This is a genomic window from Cellulosimicrobium funkei, from assembly GCF_004519295.1.
Classification (GTDB): Bacteria; Actinomycetota; Actinomycetes; order Actinomycetales; family Cellulomonadaceae; genus Cellulosimicrobium; species Cellulosimicrobium funkei.
Map to the genome: position 1 here is coordinate 81,607 of NZ_SOZH01000008.1, position 15,048 is coordinate 96,654.

14 protein-coding genes are annotated in these 15,048 nt (G+C 76.2%); 4 read left to right on the plus strand and 10 right to left on the minus strand.

All coding sequences use genetic code 11. The features are described from left to right. Window positions 1-21: 21 nt before the first annotated feature. From araA to E1O70_RS13980, 7 genes are all read right to left on the minus strand, one after another. Window positions 22-1,530, minus strand: a complete 1,509-nt coding sequence (araA, locus tag E1O70_RS13950) for an L-arabinose isomerase (protein ID WP_061266723.1) — start codon at window positions 1,528-1,530, stop codon at window positions 22-24. 124 nt (window positions 1,531-1,654) lie between these two features. Next, a complete protein-coding gene (locus E1O70_RS13955; protein WP_061266722.1) occupies window positions 1,655-2,413 on the minus strand; it encodes an L-ribulose-5-phosphate 4-epimerase in 759 nt (252 codons plus the stop codon). Then, complete coding sequence (locus tag E1O70_RS13960; protein ID WP_061266721.1) at window positions 2,410-4,083, minus strand: xylulokinase; 1,674 nt, start codon at window positions 4,081-4,083, stop codon at window positions 2,410-2,412. Before E1O70_RS13960 ends, E1O70_RS13955 begins: the two co-directional genes overlap by 4 nt. 113 nt (window positions 4,084-4,196) lie before the next feature. After that, window positions 4,197-5,249 carry a LacI family DNA-binding transcriptional regulator gene (locus tag E1O70_RS13965; protein ID WP_061266725.1) on the minus strand — a complete coding sequence of 351 codons (1,053 nt, stop codon included), beginning with the start codon at window positions 5,247-5,249 and terminating at the stop codon, window positions 4,197-4,199. Between the two features lie 35 nt (window positions 5,250-5,284). After that, on the minus strand, window positions 5,285-6,160 hold the full coding sequence (proC, locus tag E1O70_RS13970; protein ID WP_061266720.1) for a pyrroline-5-carboxylate reductase: 876 nt from the start codon (window positions 6,158-6,160) through the stop codon (window positions 5,285-5,287). A gap of 79 nt (window positions 6,161-6,239) precedes the next feature. Continuing rightward, entirely contained in the window at window positions 6,240-6,980 is a 741-nt protein-coding gene (locus E1O70_RS13975; protein ID WP_128957554.1) for a hypothetical protein, read from the minus strand. A 229-nt stretch (window positions 6,981-7,209) separates the two neighbouring features. Continuing rightward, window positions 7,210-7,746, minus strand: a complete 537-nt coding sequence (locus tag E1O70_RS13980; RefSeq protein WP_061266718.1) for a potassium channel family protein — start codon at window positions 7,744-7,746, stop codon at window positions 7,210-7,212. Between the two features lie 84 nt (window positions 7,747-7,830). On the opposite strand from E1O70_RS13980, the gene E1O70_RS13985 reads away from it, so the two are divergent. From E1O70_RS13985 to E1O70_RS13995, 3 genes are all read left to right on the plus strand, one after another. Then, window positions 7,831-9,294, plus strand: coding sequence for a DNA repair protein RadA (locus tag E1O70_RS13985; protein ID WP_061266717.1), 1,464 nt, complete (start codon window positions 7,831-7,833; stop codon window positions 9,292-9,294). 174 nt (window positions 9,295-9,468) lie between these two features. Further along, entirely contained in the window at window positions 9,469-10,554 is a 1,086-nt protein-coding gene (gene disA, locus E1O70_RS13990) for a DNA integrity scanning diadenylate cyclase DisA (RefSeq protein ID WP_034654928.1), read from the plus strand. A gap of 37 nt (window positions 10,555-10,591) precedes the next feature. Then, window positions 10,592-11,314: a class I SAM-dependent methyltransferase gene (locus E1O70_RS13995; RefSeq protein WP_061266716.1), complete on the plus strand. Its 723-nt coding sequence runs from the start codon at window positions 10,592-10,594 to the stop codon at window positions 11,312-11,314. A 76-nt stretch (window positions 11,315-11,390) separates the two neighbouring features. Here the strand turns inward: E1O70_RS13995 and E1O70_RS14000 are convergent, their stop codons facing one another. Continuing rightward, complete coding sequence (locus E1O70_RS14000) at window positions 11,391-12,233, minus strand: hypothetical protein (protein WP_061266715.1); 843 nt, start codon at window positions 12,231-12,233, stop codon at window positions 11,391-11,393. Window positions 12,234-12,422: 189 nt separating this feature from the next. Here E1O70_RS14000 and E1O70_RS14005 point away from each other — a divergent pair, with 189 nt between their 5' ends. After that, window positions 12,423-13,388 (plus strand): HhH-GPD family protein, encoded by a 966-nt coding sequence (locus tag E1O70_RS14005; RefSeq protein ID WP_370670899.1) that lies wholly within the window; start codon window positions 12,423-12,425, stop codon window positions 13,386-13,388. Between the two features lie 16 nt (window positions 13,389-13,404). Here E1O70_RS14005 and E1O70_RS14010 read toward each other — a convergent pair whose 3' ends face one another. Together E1O70_RS14010 and E1O70_RS14015 are read right to left on the minus strand one after the other, a co-directional pair. Beyond that, complete coding sequence (locus E1O70_RS14010; RefSeq protein ID WP_082774201.1) at window positions 13,405-14,058, minus strand: amino-acid N-acetyltransferase; 654 nt, start codon at window positions 14,056-14,058, stop codon at window positions 13,405-13,407. 25 nt (window positions 14,059-14,083) lie between these two features. Beyond that, complete coding sequence (locus E1O70_RS14015) at window positions 14,084-15,034, minus strand: sugar-binding transcriptional regulator (protein WP_034655252.1); 951 nt, start codon at window positions 15,032-15,034, stop codon at window positions 14,084-14,086. Between the last annotated feature and the right edge of the window lie 14 nt (window positions 15,035-15,048).

The following is a 15,048-nucleotide window of genomic DNA, read 5'->3' on the forward strand; positions in this document are numbered from 1 at the left end:
CTCGGACGGCTCCCCCGGCCGTCAGAGCCCTTGCGCGAGGCGGTAGTAGACCTGGTTCCACCGCACCTGGTCGCGGAAGCCCCGCCGCGTCGTGCTCTCGTCGATGACCAGGAGCTCCGTGCGCGCGATGTCCGCGAAGACCTCGAACGCGTCGATCCCCGCGGCCGTGGAGAGCACCGTGTGGTGCGCGCCGCCCGCCGTCAGCCAGGCCTCGGCGGACGTCGCGAAGTCCGGCCGCGGCTCCCACACCGCGCGTGCCACCGGCAGGTGCGGCAGCGGCGCGCTCGGCGGGACGACGTCCACGACGTTCGCCGTGAGCCGGAAGCGGTCGCGCATGTCCGCGAGGGACACGACGACACCGACGCCCGGGTCGGCGTCGAACACCATGCGGACCGGGTCCTCCTTGCCGCCGATGCCGAGCGGGTGGATCTCGACGCGGGGCGTCGAGGTCGTGAGCGACGGGCAGATCTCCAGCATGTGCGCGCCGAGGATCTTCTCGCTGCCCGGGGTCAGGTCGTAGGTGTAGTCCTCCATGAGCGACGCGCCGCCGGGCAGCCCCTCGCCCATGACCTTCGCGGCGCGCACGAGCACGGCCGTCTTCCAGTCGCCCTCGGCCCCGAACCCGTAGCCCTTGGCCATGAGGCGCTGGACGGCGATGCCGGGGAGCTGGCGCAGGTCGCCCAGGTCCTCGAAGTTGGTCGTGAACGCCTTGGCGCCGACGGACTCGAGGAACGTCTCGAGCGCGATCTCCTGCCGGGCCGCGTACCGCAGCGAGGCGTGCCGGTCGCCGTCCTTGCGCAGCTCGGGGACCACGTCGTAGAGGTCCTCGTACTCCGCGACGAGCGCGTCGACGTCGGCCTCGGAGACCTCGTCGACCGCGCGCACGAGGTCGTTCACGCCCCACGTGTTCACGCTCACACCGAACCGGAGCTCGGCCTCGGTCTTGTCGCCCTCGGTCACCGCGACGTTGCGCATGTTGTCGCCGAAGCGGGCGAGACGCAGCTCGTGCGTCGCCGCCCAGCCGGCGGCGCCGCGCACCCACGAGCCGACGCGCGCGGTGACGGCCGGGTTCGAGACGTGCCCGACGACCGTCGTGCGCGCCACCCCGAGCCGCGTCGCGACGTACGCGTACTCCCGGTCGCCGTGCGCGGCCTGGTTGAGGTTCATGAAGTCGAAGTCGATCGTGTCCCACGGCAGCTCGACGTTCGCCTGCGTGTGCAGGTGCAGGAGCGGCTTGCGGAGCTGGTCGAGGCCGCCGACCCACATCTTCGCGGGGCTGAACGTGTGCATCCACGTCACGACGCCGAGCACGCGGTCGTCGGCGTTCGCGTCGAGCATCGCGCGGCGGATCGCGCCGGCGTCCTTGAGGACGGGCTTCCAGACGACGGTCGCCGGGACGTCCGGCGACGCGTCGAGGGCGCGCGCGACCTCCTGCGACTGCTCGGCGACCTGCCGCAGCGTCTCCTCTCCGTACAGGTCCTGGCTGCCGGTGAGGAACCAGATCTCGCGGTCCGCGTAGGGCTTGCTCATGTCGGTCCATCTCTCGTGTCGTGGGCGAGGGCCGCACCGCTGCGGTCCCGTCCCGGTGGTCGTGCTGCGTGTCGTGCCGGTGCGCCGCCGGGCCCGGGGGAACCGGGTCGGAGCGGCCCGCCGGTCAGCGCGCGGGCTGCTGCCCGTAGACGTGCTGGTAGCGCGTGTAGAGCGCGTCGACGTCGTCCTGCGGGATGCGCGTGGGCTCGCCGAGCTGGCGGCTGACGTGCACGGTGCGGGCGACCTCCTCGCACATCACGGCCGCCTTGACCGCCGCGCGCGCGTCCTTGCCGATGGTGAACGGCCCGTGGTTGCGCATGAGGACCGCGGGGCTGCGCGACCCGCGCAGCGTCTCCACGATGCCGCGCCCGATCGAGTCGTCGCCGATGAGCGCGAACGGTCCGACGGGGATGTCGCCCCCGAACTCGTCGGCCATCATCGTCAGGACGCACGGCACGGGCTCGCCGCGCGCGGCCCAGGCCGTCGCGTAGGTCGAGTGCGTGTGCACCACGCCGCCCACCTCGGGCAGGTGGCGGTACACGTACGCGTGCGCCGCCGTGTCCGACGACGGCGACCGGTCGCCCTCGACGAGGGCGCCGTCGAGGTCGCACACGACCATCGCGCCGGGGGTGATGTCGTCGTACGCGACGCCCGACGGCTTGATGACGAGCAGGTCGCCCGCGCCGTCGGGCCGTGTGGTGTCCCGGACGCGCTCGGACACGTTGCCCGCGGTCCACACCACGAGCTCCCAGCGGGGCAGCTCGGCGTGCAGCGCGGCGACGCGCTCCTTGGCGGCGTCGACGGCGTCGCGCAGGTGCGCGGGCACCGCCGGGACGGCGGGTCGCGCGGCCGTCGCGTCCGCGGACGGGGTGGGCGTGCTCATGCGGGGTCCTCTCCTCCGGTGCGGGTGGGCAGCGCTGTCACGGCGGCACGCTCGACGGCGAGCCCGGCCGCGTACCGCTCGAGGTACGCGGCGAAGCCGGCGACGTCCGCGGGGTCGGGCTCGACCGTCACGGTCTCGGCCGCCGCGAAGACGTGGTCGCGCAGGTAGTCGCCCAGGTCCGCACCCGGGTCGGCGCCCACGTCGGCGCCCGGCGCGCGCTCCCCGGCACGGGCGCGCGCGAAGGCCGCGAGCACCGCGATGCCCCAGGCTCCGCCCTCGCCCGCGGTGCGCCCCACGCTGACGGGCGCGCCGATCGCCGCCGCGAGGAGCCGCTGCGCGACGCCCGCGGTGCGGAACATCCCGCCGTGGGCGAGCATCCCGTCGATCCGGACGCCCTCCCGCGCGAGCACGCGCATGCCGAGCGCGAGGGTCCCGAACGCGCCGTACACCTGCGTCCGCGCGAAGTTGGCGAGCGTCAGGCGGCTGCCGGGCGTGCGGACGACCAGGGGGCGCCCCTCGTCGAGCCCGGTGATCGGCTCCCCCGCGAGATAGTTGTAGGCGAGCAGCCCGCCGCCGTCGGCGTCGCCGTCGAGCGCGGCGCGGAACAGCGCGCCGAACACGTCGTCCGGGCCCGCGTCGCTGCCGACGGCCGCGGCGAGCTCGCCGAGCAGGCCGGCCCACGCCTCGAGCTCGCTCGCGCCGTTGTTGCAGTGGACCATCGCGACGAGGTCGCCCGCCGGCGTCGTGACGAGGTCGAGCTCGTGGTGCACGGCGGCGAGCGGGCCCTCGAGCACGACCATCGCGAAGATGCTCGTGCCCGCGCTGACGTTGCCCGTGCGCGGCGCGACGGCGTTCGTCGCGACCATGCCCGTGCCCGCGTCGCCCTCGGGCGGGCACAGCAGGACGCCGGGCTCCAGCGAACCGGTGGGGTCGAGCCAGGCCGCGCCCTCGGCGGTCAGGCGCCCGGCGTCCTCGCCCGCGACGAGGACGTCCGGCAGCAGCTCGGCGAGCTTCGGCCCGGCCCGGTGGGTGGCGGCGCGCTCGTCGACGAGCGCGAGGAGCGCGTGGTCGTAGTCGCGCGTCGCCGGGTCGACCGGGAACATGCCGGACGCGTCGCCGACGCCGAGCACGTGGCGGCCCGTGAGCCGCCGGTGCACGTACCCGGCGAGCGTCGTGAGCGACGCGACGCACGCCGCGTGCGGCTCGGCGTCGAGGATCGCCTGGTACCAGTGGGCGACCGACCAGCGCAGCGGGACGTTGTAGCCCAGCAGCTCGGTGAGCTCGGCGGCGGCCGGGCCGGTCGAGGTGTTGCGCCACGTGCGGAACGGGACGAGCAGCTCGCCGTCGGCGTCGAACGCGAGGTAGCCGTGCATCATCGCGGAGACGCCGAGCGCCCCGTACGTCGTGGGTCGCACGCCGTACCGCTCCTCGACGTCGGCCACGAGGCGCGCGTAGCACTCGCGCAGCCCCGCCTCCACGGCGTCGAGCGGGTACGTCCACGTGCCGTCCTCGAACCGGTTCTCCCAGGCGTGGCTCCCGCTCGCGAGCGGCGTGCCGTCGCCGTCCACGAGGCATGCCTTGACCCGCGTCGACCCGAGCTCGATCCCGAGCGCGGTGTCCCCCGCCACGACGGCCGCCCGACGGCGCCCGACCTCGTCCTGCTGCACCATTGCTGCTTCTCCTCGTCGCGGCGTCGCGCCTCGGTCGTTGAGTGTCCTTCGAATGTTAGCGCTCACAACCGGCGAGGCCAACTCCCTCCGCGCTCGTCCGTGCGAGCGAGCGGTCAGTCGCGCGGCGTGCCCGTGCTCTCGCGCACCATGAGCTCGGGCGGGATCGAGACGGGGCGGACCGTCGCGCCCGCCAGCGCGTCGATCATCATCCCCATGCACCGGCGGCCCAGGGACCCGAACGGCTGGCGCACCGTCGTCAGCGGCGGGATGAAGTGCCCGGCGCCCGCGACGTCGTCGAACCCGACCACCGAGACGTCCGCCGGCACCCGCACGCCCTGCTCCCAGAACGCGCGCAGCAGGCCGAGCGCGAGCTGGTCGTTGCCCGCGAACACCGCCGTCGGGCCGTCGCCCGCGCGGATCGCGGCCGCGAGCTCGCGCCCGACGGCGTACCCGCGGTCCGACGACCAGTCGCCCCGCACCGGCTCGGGCACCGGGGCGCCGTGCTCCTCGAGAGCGGCGCGCCAGCCCGTCTCGCGCTCGCGCGCGTCGAACCAGTCGAGCGGCCCGGACAGGTGGAGCACCGTGCGGTGGCCCAGGCCGAGCAGGTGCTCCGTCGCGACGCGCGCTCCCAGGCGCTGGTCCACGGCGATGGACAGGATCGCCCCCGGCGCACCGAGCGCACCGGACGCGGGGCGCACGACGTCGGTCGCCTCGCCGTCCGCGGGGAGGTCGCGCGCGGCGATCATGATGACGGGGACCGGCGCGCGGAACGAGTCGACCGCCGCCGCGACGTCCGTCTGCGGCGCGATGACGACGATGCCCTCGACGCCCTGGTCCATGAAGTGCTCGAGCACGCGGTGCATCGTGTCGGCGTCGTAGCGCCGGATCGTCGCGACGCTCACGAAGTAGCCCTGCTCGCGCGCGGCCTCCTCGACCGCGATGAGGGTCGACGTCGGCCCGTACAGCGCGGAGCCGGTGGTGACCACGCCGATCGTGCCCGAGCGCATCGTCACGAGCGCGCGCGCCGCGCTGTTGCGGCGGTAGCCGAGCGTCGCGATCGCGTCGAGGACGCGGTCGCGGGTCTCGGGCCGCACGCTCGGGTGGTCGTTGAGCACGCGGGACACGGTCTGGTGCGAGACGCCGGCGAGCCGCGCGACGTCCGACATCGCGGGCGGGCGCGTGCGGGGCGACGGCCCGTCGCTCACGACCCGGCCCCCTCGGTCCCCGCGCGCGGTGCCGGGGCGTCCGCGAGCGCCGCCGCGAGCTCGGCCGAGCGGTCGCGCGCGGCCTCGAGCGCGTCGAGGAACGCTGCGCGCACCCCGCCGGCGTCGAGACGGCGCAGCGCCGCGACCGTCGTGCCGCCCGGCGACGACACGCGCTCGCGCGCGATCGCCGGGTGCTCGCCCGTCACGCGCAGCATCGTGGCCGCGCCGTGCACGGTCGCGGTCGCGAGCTCGAGCGCCGTCGCGCGCGTCAGGCCGAGCAGCACGCCCGCCTCGGCGAGCGCGTCGATGACGTAGAAGACGTACGCGGGACCGGAGCCGGAGAGCGCGCCGACGGCGTCCTGGTCCTTCTCCGCGACGCGCACGACGAGGCCCGTCGCGGCGAGCAGCCGTTCGACGAGCGCGACGTCGTCGTCGTCCGCGGCGCTCCCGCCGCTCACGGCGCTCACGCCCGCACCCACGACGGACGGCGTGTTCGGCATGACCCGCACGACCGCGGTGCCCGCGGGCAGCCGCTCCTCGTAGAAGGCGGTCGGCAGGCCGACGACGACGCTCACGACGACCGTGCCCTCGCCCACCGCGTCGTGGACCTCGGAGAGCAGCGCGGCCACGTCCTTCGGCTTCACCGCGACGACGACGACCCCGGCGCCGCGCACGGCCTCGACGTTGTCGCGCGTCGTCCGGACGCCGTGGCGTGCGGCGAGCTCGTCGGCGCGCTCGGGCCTGCGGACGGTCGCGACGACGTCGTCGGGTCGCCACCCGGACGCGAGCGCACCCGCGAGGACGGTCTCGCCCATGACGCCCGTGCCGAGGACGGCGAGCCGGGGCGCGGAGGGGGTGGGCAGGTCGGTCATGGGCGATCAGCTCCCGGGAGTCGGTGAAGGGCATTCTTGCGCACCCGGAGAGTCCGGGCCGCCGCGCGGGCCCCGGTGCTCAGAGCGGGAAGGCGGCGTAGACGTCGGTCACCACGTCGGCGGGCCCCGTGGCCTGGAGGACGGCCGTGTCGTTGCGCCACGTGACGGTGGCCCGGCCGTCGCCCGCGTCGGTCACGGCGTACCGGCCCGCGACCTCCCCGGCGACCTCGACGTCGCCCTCCTCCGTGGGCGTGCCCGCCGCGGCGACGAGGTCGTCCGCCGCGGCCTCCGCCTCCGCGGACGTCGGCCACTGGCCCGCGACGACGGTGACCCGGGTCGCGTCGTCCCCCTCGCCGTCGGCGTACTCGAGCTGGTACGCCTCCAGGGCACGCGCGGCGGTCCACGCGTCCGTCGCCGAGTCGCTGCGGAGCACGAGGTCGAGCACGGTGTCCGGGAGCGCCTGCGCGAACGCGGTCGTGCCGGTGCGTGCCACGGGCTCGAGCGTCGGCGTGGGCGGGTCGGCGGTGACGGTGACCGTCGGCTCGGGCTCCGCCGGGGCGTCCGAGCGGGCGAACCCGGGCCACACCCACGCGAGGAGCGCGAGCACGAGACCGACGACGACCAGGAGGCCGACCAGCACCACGAGCCGTCGGCGCCGGTACACCGCCGCCGACGGAGGGCGGGAGTGCCGCCGGTCGCGCGCGCCCGTCGCGTCGGCGGGACGGCGGGGACCCGACGGGCCGGACGCGCCCGCCGTCGCCCCGGGGCGCGCCGGGGTGGCGGCCCGTCCTGGCGTGCCGCTGCCGGGCGACTGGCTCATCGCGCGCACCTCTCTGCTCCCGGCCGTCCTCGTGGGCCGCCGATCCTCCGGGGCCTGGCCCCGCGGCCCAGCGTAGGACGCGCGCGGGCCCGACCCCCTGCGGTGACGCGGGGTGTCGTCCGGGCGGAGCGGGTTCACCCGGTCGTCGTGCCCGCGCGTCCGCCTCGGGGACCGCCCGCCGGGGGCCGCGCGCCGGAAACCGTGCGCCGTGGACCGCCGGCCGGGGACGTCAGTCGGGGCGTCGCCCGGTGCGCTCCGCGCGCTCGCGGTGCTCCGCCCGGGCCCGCGCGCGCGACGTGGCGATCGACACCAGGACGCCGACGACGACGAGGTCCAGCACGATCTGGACCATCGCCACCATCTTGGCGGCCTCGCCCGTCGGGTGGACGTCGCCGTAGCCGACCGTCCCGAGCGTCACGACGGCGAAGTACAGGGCGTCGGTCCGGTTCTCGATCCCCACGAACTGGTCCGCGAGGAGGTAGTAGACGAGGGCGAAGAACGTCACGACCGGCAGCAGCAGGCCCATGACGGACTGGACCCGCACGCTCGGCGTCTCCCACGCGCGGAGCTGGCGCCGCACCTGGACCACGAGGAGCCCGCACAGCAGCGCCAGCCCGACGCCGAAGGAGACGAGCTGGACCACCTCGGGCGCGTCGTCGTCGGGCAGCGGCACGCCGTAGTAGACCGTGAGGCACGCGGCCGTCGAGGTCACCGTGAGGATCGGCGTCCACCACGGGCTGTCGTGCGGGAGGCCGCGCATGCGCATGGGCCCAGCATCCCGCGCCGACGCCCGCTCGTCGCGGCGTGCGGCGGCGTGCCGGTGTCAGGGGTGCTGGCTAGGTTGGGGCGCGTGACGTCGTCGACCACCGCGGCCCGCTCCGCGGCCGCCAAGCGAGCCCGCCCCGCCTACCGCTGCAGCGAGTGCGGGTGGACCACCGCGAAGTGGGTGGGCCGGTGCGGCGAGTGCCAGGAGTGGGGCACGGTGACGGAGGACGCCCCGGCCGCCTCGGGCCCCCGCACCACGGCCGTGTCCCCCACGCGCTCCCCCGCGCGCCCCATCGGCGAGATCAGCGTCGAGGCCGCGCGCGCCACACCCACCGGCGTGTCCGAGTTCGACCGCGTGCTCGGCGGCGGCATCGTGCCGGGCGCCGTCGTGCTCCTCGCCGGGGAGCCGGGCGTCGGCAAGTCGACGCTCCTGCTCGCCGTGGCGAGCAACGTCGCCGCGGGCGGCTCCGACCTGCCGACGGTCCGGCCCGCCGGAGAGCGCGCGCCTGCGGAGCCCGCGCGCCCCGCGCCCGTCCCGCGGCGCGTCCTGTACGTCACGGGCGAGGAGTCGGCCGGGCAGGTGCGCCTGCGCGCCGAGCGTGTCGGCGCCCTCGCGCCCGGCTTGCTGCTCGCGGCCGAGACGGACCTCGCGACCGTCCTCGGGCACATCGAGGCCACGGAGCCCGACCTGCTGGTCGTGGACTCCGTGCAGACCGTCGCGTCCGCGCAGGTCGAGGGCGCGCCCGGTGGCGTGAGCCAGGTGCGCGAGGTCGCGGCGTCGCTCATCGCCGCGGCGAAGGCCCGCGACCTGCCCGTGATCCTCGTCGGGCACGTCACGAAGGACGGCTCGGTCGCCGGCCCGCGCACGCTCGAGCACCTCGTCGACGTCGTGTGCCAGTTCGAGGGCGACCGGCACTCACGCCTGCGCCTCGTCCGCGCCGTGAAGAACCGCTACGGGCCCACGGACGAGGTCGGCTGCTTCGACCTCACCGAGAACGGGATCGTGGGGCTCGCCGACCCGAGCGGCCTCTTCCTCTCGCACACCGGCGCGGGCGTGCCGGGCACGTGCGTCACCGTGACGCTCGAGGGCCGCCGGCCGCTCGCGCTCGAGATCCAGTCGCTCGTCGTGCCGAGCTCGCTGACGAACCCGCGCCGCACCACGAGCGGCGTCGACTCGAGCCGCCTCGCGATGATCCTCGCCGTCATGCACCGGCACGCGGGCGTGCGGCTCGTCGACCAGGACGTCTACGCGTCGACCGTGGGCGGCGCCAAGGTGACCGAGCCGGCCGCCGACCTCTCGATCGCGCTCGCCGTCCTGTCCGCGCGGGAGGACGAGGCCCTCCCGCAGGGCACCGTCGCGTTCGGCGAGGTCGGCCTCGCCGGGGACATCCGACCGGTCGCCGGCCTCGACCGCAGGCTGGCCGAGGCCGCGCGGCTCGGCTTCACGCGCGCCGTCGTGCCGCGGGGGTCGTTCCCGCGCCCCGTCGAGGGCATGACGATCCACCCGGCGCGGCACCTCGGCGAGGCGGTCGAGCTCGCGCGGAGCTAGGCGGACCACGACCCGGTCCCCGGCGAACCGGGGCCGGTCAGGTGCCCGGCGCGCCGCCGACGGCCGCGGCGGCCCGGCCGAGCCGTACGCGCCGAGACCGGATCGTGACCGCTTTGTGGCGTGGCGCCGGGGTTTTCCGGAGGTGCGGAGGGGCTCGCAGCGTAGGATTCCCCCGTGGCCAACTCCCCCGCGCACCCCGACGAGCTGCTCCGGGAGACCCTCGCCGCCGTGGCACCGGGCACCGAGCTCCGTGACGGTCTCGAGCGCATCCTGCGCGGCCGGACCGGCGCGCTCATCGTGCTGGGCCTGGACAAGGTCGTCGAGGAGATGTGCTCGGGAGGCTTCCAGCTCGACGTCGGGTTCTCCGCGACGCGGCTGCGCGAGCTGTCGAAGATGGACGGCGCCGTCGTGCTCGACCGCGACGCCAACCGCATCCTGCGCGCCGCCGTCCAGCTCCTGCCGGACCCGACGATCGAGACCACCGAGTCCGGGACGCGGCACCGCACCGCCGAGCGCGTGGCCAAGCAGAGCGGCTTCCCCGTCATCTCGGTGAGCCAGTCGATGCGGATCGTCGCGCTGTACGTCGGTGGCCAGCGCCACGTCCTGGAGGACTCCGACACGATCCTGTCGCGCGCCAACCAGGCGCTCGCGACGCTCGAGCGCTACCGCGCGCGCCTCGACGAGGTGTCCGGCACGCTGTCCGCGCTCGAGATCGAGGACCTGGTCACGGTGCGCGACGTCTGCGCCGTCGTGCAGCGTCTCGAGATGGTCGCGCGCATCTCCGAGGAGATCGCCGGCTACGTGATCGAGCTCGGCACCGACGGCCGCCTCCTCGCGCTCCAGCTCGACGAGCTCATCGGCGGCATCGGCTCGGACCGCGAGTTCGTCATCCGGGACTACGTCGACCTGGGCCGCAAGGACCGCTCGCTCGCGGAGGTGCAGAAGGCCCTGGGCGGCCTCGACTCGACGCAGCTCCTCGACCTCGGTCAGATCGGCCGCGTGCTCGACCTGCCGGGCGGCGGCGACGCGCTCGACGCGGCGGTCGCCCCGCACGGGTACCGCCTCCTGTCGAAGGTGCCGCGCCTGCCCGCGACGATCATCGACCGGCTCGTGGCGCACTTCGGCGGCCTGCAGAAGCTGCTCGCCGCGAGCATCGACGACCTCATGACCGTCGACGGCGTCGGCGAGCAGCGGGCCCGCGCGGTCCGCGAGGGCCTGTCCCGGCTCGCGGAGTCGAGCATCCTCGAGCGCTACGTCTGACGCTCCGACCGTCCGCACGACGCACACGGAGGGGACCGTGGACCACGTCGACGAGTGGTCGGCACTGGCCGACGCCTGGGCGCGCTGGTGGGCGCCCGCCGCCGAGCCCGCGCAGCGGGCGATCCTCGACGCCGCGGGCGTCGGGCCGGGCTCCCGCGTGCTCGACGTCGGGTGCGGCACGGGCGAGCTCGTCGCCCTGGCCGTGGCCCGCGGGGCCGAGGCGGCCGGGTGCGACGCCGCCGCCGGGATGGTCGACGCCGCCCGGCGCCGCAGCCCGGGCGCGGACCTGCGCGTCGCGCAGGCGGAGCGACTCCCCTGGCCGGACGACTCCTTCGACCTCGTGACGCTCGTCAACGCGCTCGCCTTCACCGACGTCGCGCGGACGCTCGTCGAGTGCCGCCGCGTCGGCGGGCTGGTCGCCGTCGCGACGTGGGCCGAGGACGCGCTCAACGACCTCACCGTCCTCGAGCGCGCGGTCGCGGGCGAGGACCACGAGCCGAGCGACGAGAGCCGCGAGGAGGGGCACCTCGGCGCGCTCCTCGCGGAGCACGGCTTCACGCCGGTGACGGAGGGCGTCGCGGACGCGCCGATGGTGCTCGCCGACGCGGACGAGGTCGTCGCCGCGATCATGTTCGGCGAGTCGGACGAGCTGCGCGCCGAGCTCCGCCCCGACGTGCTCCGCGCCGCGCGACCGTTCCGTCGTCCCGACGGGTCCTACCTGCTGCGCAACGCCTTCCGCTGGGCCCTCGCCCGCCGCTGACGCCCGCGCCCGGGAGCGTCCGAAAGGCCCCTCCCAGAGGCGGGTCAGCGCCCCGGGCGGGGGCGGCGCCGCCGGTCTACGCGCCGTCGGCCGGAGGATCGGACGGGGCAGGCGGCTCGGCGCCCTCGGCGGGCGCCGTCCCCTCGGCCGGCGGCGCTCCGTCCGCCGGGGCCGTCCCGTCGGCGGGAGCGGTCCCGTCCGCCGGGGCGCCCTCCGGCGGGGTGGTCCCGTCCGCCGGGGCGGTGGGCTCGGCCGGGTCCGGCGTGGGCGCGGGCGGGGCGAGCAGGGTGAAGGTCACGGGCTCGCTCGTCGCGCCGTCGACGCCGGCGATGCTCACCACCGCCGTGTACGTGCCGGGCCCGACCTCGGGCTGGTCGGGCGCGCAGCCCTCGACCGAGCGGTGCCGGTCCCACCGCACGAGCCGCGACGGGTCCTCGTCGCCCGTGCTCATGAGCAGCAGGCGCTCGGTGGACCCGCAGTGGGCCGACGACCACACGAGCTCGTCGCCCGAGTAGACGAGCACCTGGCGGCCCGCGTCGGAGCCGTCGACGAGGCACGGCCGCCCGCCAGAGTGCCGGACGGTCACGTCGAGCTGCACGGCGCGACCGGGCTCGTACTCGGCGGCGTTCGTCGTCACGGCGAGCTCGAGCGACGCCGCCGTGCAGTCGCGGGGCGGCCCCGCGGCCTCGGGCGTGGGGGGCGGGGACTTGCCCTCCTGCGCGCTCGCGTCGCCGCTCAGCAGCGGCCCGACGGCGCGGACGGCCACCTGGCCGAGCAGCACGAGGCCGACGACGAGCGCGACGAGCAGGAGGAGCGCGACGAGCCGACGCCGCACCAGGGCGGCGCGCGTGGGAGCGCCCGGCCCGGTGCTGGGGCGGGTGCTCGGCCTCGGGGTGCGGTCGGTCCGCGGCGTGCTCACGGGTCCTCCGTCGTGCTCGTGCTGGTCGGGACCACGCTAGCCGCGGGGCCGCCCCGCGGGGCCCGTGCCGCGCCGACGGCGGCGCAGGTCGGGGCACAATGTGTCCGGCCCGTGCACCCGCCTGTGCGCCTGCCCTGTCGATCTGCCCGCGCCCCGGCCCGCCGCCCCGACCCTCCCGAGGACCCACCCGTGCCAGCCCCCGCCCCGCGCTCGCCGCGTCCCGACGGCCGCGCCCGCCCGGCGCCGTCGAGCACGACCACGCCCGGTGACCCGCACGCGGGGCTGAGGGACGCCGTCGGGCGCTGGTTCGGCGCGACGGCCCGCGACCTGCCGTGGCGGGCGGCCGACCGCACCGCGTGGGGCGTGCTGGTGAGCGAGGTCATGCTGCAGCAGACGCCGGTCGTGCGGGTCGAGCCGGCGTGGCGGGCGTGGATGGAGCGCTGGCCCGAGCCGGCCGACCTCGCCGCCGCACCGACCGCCGACGTGCTGCGCGCGTGGGGCCGGCTGGGCTACCCGCGGCGCGCGCTGCGCCTGCAGGAGTGCGCCCGGGCGATCGTCGAGCGGCACGACGGCGAGGTGCCCCGCGGCGAGGAGGCGCTGCGCGCGCTGCCGGGGGTCGGCGAGTACACCGCCGCGGCGGTCACCGCGTTCGCGCACGGGCGCCGCGCGGTCGTCGTCGACACGAACGTGCGCCGCGTCCTGGCGCGGGCGGTCGGGGGCGTCGCGCTGCCCGCGCCGTCGTACACGGCCGCGGAGCGCGCGACCGCCGCCGCGGTCGCCCCGCCCGACGAAGACGACGCGGTGCTGTGGGCCGCGGCGTCGATGGAGCTCGGCGCGCTCGTCTGCACGGCGCGCGCGCCCCGGTGCGGCGTCTGCCCCGTCCGCGACGCGTGCGCGTGGCGCCTGGCCGGGCGCCCCGGCGACGAGCACGCGGCCCGACGCCGCACGCAGGCCTGGGCCGGCACCGACCGGCAGGCGCGGGGCCGGGTCATGGCGGCGCTGCGCGACGCGCCGGGCCCGGTGCCGCGCGGAGTCGTGGCCGAGGTGTGGCACGACGCCGCGCAGCTCGACCGGTGCGTCGCGAGCCTCGTCGAGGACGGTCTCGTCGAGCAGGAGGACGGGCCGGGCGGGGTGCTCTACCGGCTCCCCGTCTGACGCGGCGGGCGGGCCGTCAGCCGCGCGCGACGTCCGCGGCCCGGTCGCGGTCGAGGTCGGCGGGGCCGCCGGGGACGGCAGGGCCGTCGAGGTCGAGCAGCATCCGCGTGTTGCCGAGCGTGTTGGGCTTCACGCGCGCGAGGTCGAGGAACTCGGCGACGCCGTCGTCGTGCGAGCGCAGGAGCTCGGCGTACACCTCGGGGGACACGGGCGTCCCCTCGATGGTGCGGAAGCCGTGCGCGCGGAAGAAGTCGACCTCGAACGTCAGGCAGAACACGCGCCGCAGGCCGAGCGCGCGGGCGCGGGCGACGAGCTCGACGACGAGCGCGTGCCCGACGCGGTGCCCGCGCCACGCCGGGTCCACCGCGAGCGTGCGGATCTCCGCGAGGTCGTCCCACATGACGTGCAGCGCCCCGCACCCGACGACGCGCCGCGCGTCCGCGCCGTCCGCCGCGTCCGGGTCCGACACCTCGGCGACGACGAACTCCTGGACCGCCTCGTAGTACCCGACCATCTCCTTGGCCAGGAGGATGCGGTCCTCGGCGTAGGGCTGCACGAGCGCACGCACCGTCCGCACGTCCGCGGGCAGGGCGGGACGGACACGGGCGGCAGAGGTCGTGGGCACCGCGACACTGTACGCGCGCGGAGCACCCGCTGCATAGTCATGCATGAGGACGCATATCTGCGCTCCGCGCTCACGAGCCCCCGACGAGGTGGGCCGCCGTGATCTCGTCGACGACGAGGTCGGTCACCACGCCCGCGCGCAGGGCCGCGCGCAGGGGCGCCACCTTGTTGTCGCCCGCGACGGCGCACACCCGCCGCGGCACGCGCCGCAGCTCCTCGGGGGCCGGCCCCGTCGCGCGCTCGTTGAGCGCGATGTCGCGGTAGGTCCCGTCGGCGCGGAGGAACACGGTGCAGACGTCGCCGACGACGCCCTCGGCGTCGAGGACCGCGATGTCGTCAGGGTCGAGGTACCCCGCGGAGTACACGTGCGACGGCACGCCGCCGGCGACGGCCCCGACGGAGAACAGCGCGATGTCGGCCCGGTGCTGCACGTCGAGCACGCGGCGCACGGACCGCTCGCGCCACATCGCGCGCTTCGTCTCCGCGTAGTCGAAGAACGCGGGCACTGGGAAATGGTGCACGTGGGCGTCGAACGCGCTGCCGAAGCCCGCGATGAGGTCGCCCGCGTAGTGCACGCCCGACGTCCGCGTGTTCGCCGCCCCGTTGAGCTGCACGACGGCGCTCCCCCGGGTCGGCTTGCGGGGCAGGTGCCGGGACACGGCCGAGAGGGTCGTGCCCCACGCGATCCCGAGGATCATGTCGGAGTCGAACCACGTCGACAGCAGGCGCGCGGTCGTCAGCGCGACCTGCTCGAGCCGCTCGACCTGCGGCGCCTGGTCGGGCACGGGGACCACGTAGGCGTCGATCCCCCACGTGCTCGCGAGGTGCTGCCCGAGCCCCGGTCCGCGGCTGCGCGCGGGGCGCAGCGAGATCTCGACCAGGCCCGTGTCGCGCGCCCGCTTGACCAGCCGCGACACGGTGGACCGCGACGTGTGCAGGTGCTTGGCGATCGCTTCCATCTTCATGTCCTGGAGGTAGTACATCGACGCCGCGCGCAGGACGTCCTGCTCCCGATCGACCATCGCGGTCTCCTTCC

What these genes read in the sequence shown, in the direction of transcription:
- araA (WP_061266723.1), bottom strand. Translation starts at nt 1,530, where the DNA reads ATGAGCAAGCCCTACGCGGACCGCGAGATCTGGTTCCTCACCGGCAGC.
- E1O70_RS13955 (WP_061266722.1), bottom strand. Translation starts at nt 2,413, where the DNA reads ATGAGCACGCCCACCCCGTCCGCGGACGCGACGGCCGCGCGACCCGCC.
- E1O70_RS13960 (WP_061266721.1), bottom strand. Translation starts at nt 4,083, where the DNA reads ATGGTGCAGCAGGACGAGGTCGGGCGCCGTCGGGCGGCCGTCGTGGCG.
- E1O70_RS13965 (WP_061266725.1), bottom strand. Translation starts at nt 5,249, where the DNA reads ATGTCGGACGTCGCGCGGCTCGCCGGCGTCTCGCACCAGACCGTGTCC.
- proC (WP_061266720.1), bottom strand. Translation starts at nt 6,160, where the DNA reads ATGACCGACCTGCCCACCCCCTCCGCGCCCCGGCTCGCCGTCCTCGGC.
- E1O70_RS13975 (WP_128957554.1), bottom strand. Translation starts at nt 6,980, where the DNA reads ATGAGCCAGTCGCCCGGCAGCGGCACGCCAGGACGGGCCGCCACCCCG.
- E1O70_RS13980 (WP_061266718.1), bottom strand. Translation starts at nt 7,746, where the DNA reads ATGCGCATGCGCGGCCTCCCGCACGACAGCCCGTGGTGGACGCCGATC.
- E1O70_RS14010 (WP_082774201.1), bottom strand. Translation starts at nt 14,058, where the DNA reads ATGCATGACTATGCAGCGGGTGCTCCGCGCGCGTACAGTGTCGCGGTG.
- E1O70_RS14015 (WP_034655252.1), bottom strand. Translation starts at nt 15,034, where the DNA reads ATGGTCGATCGGGAGCAGGACGTCCTGCGCGCGGCGTCGATGTACTAC.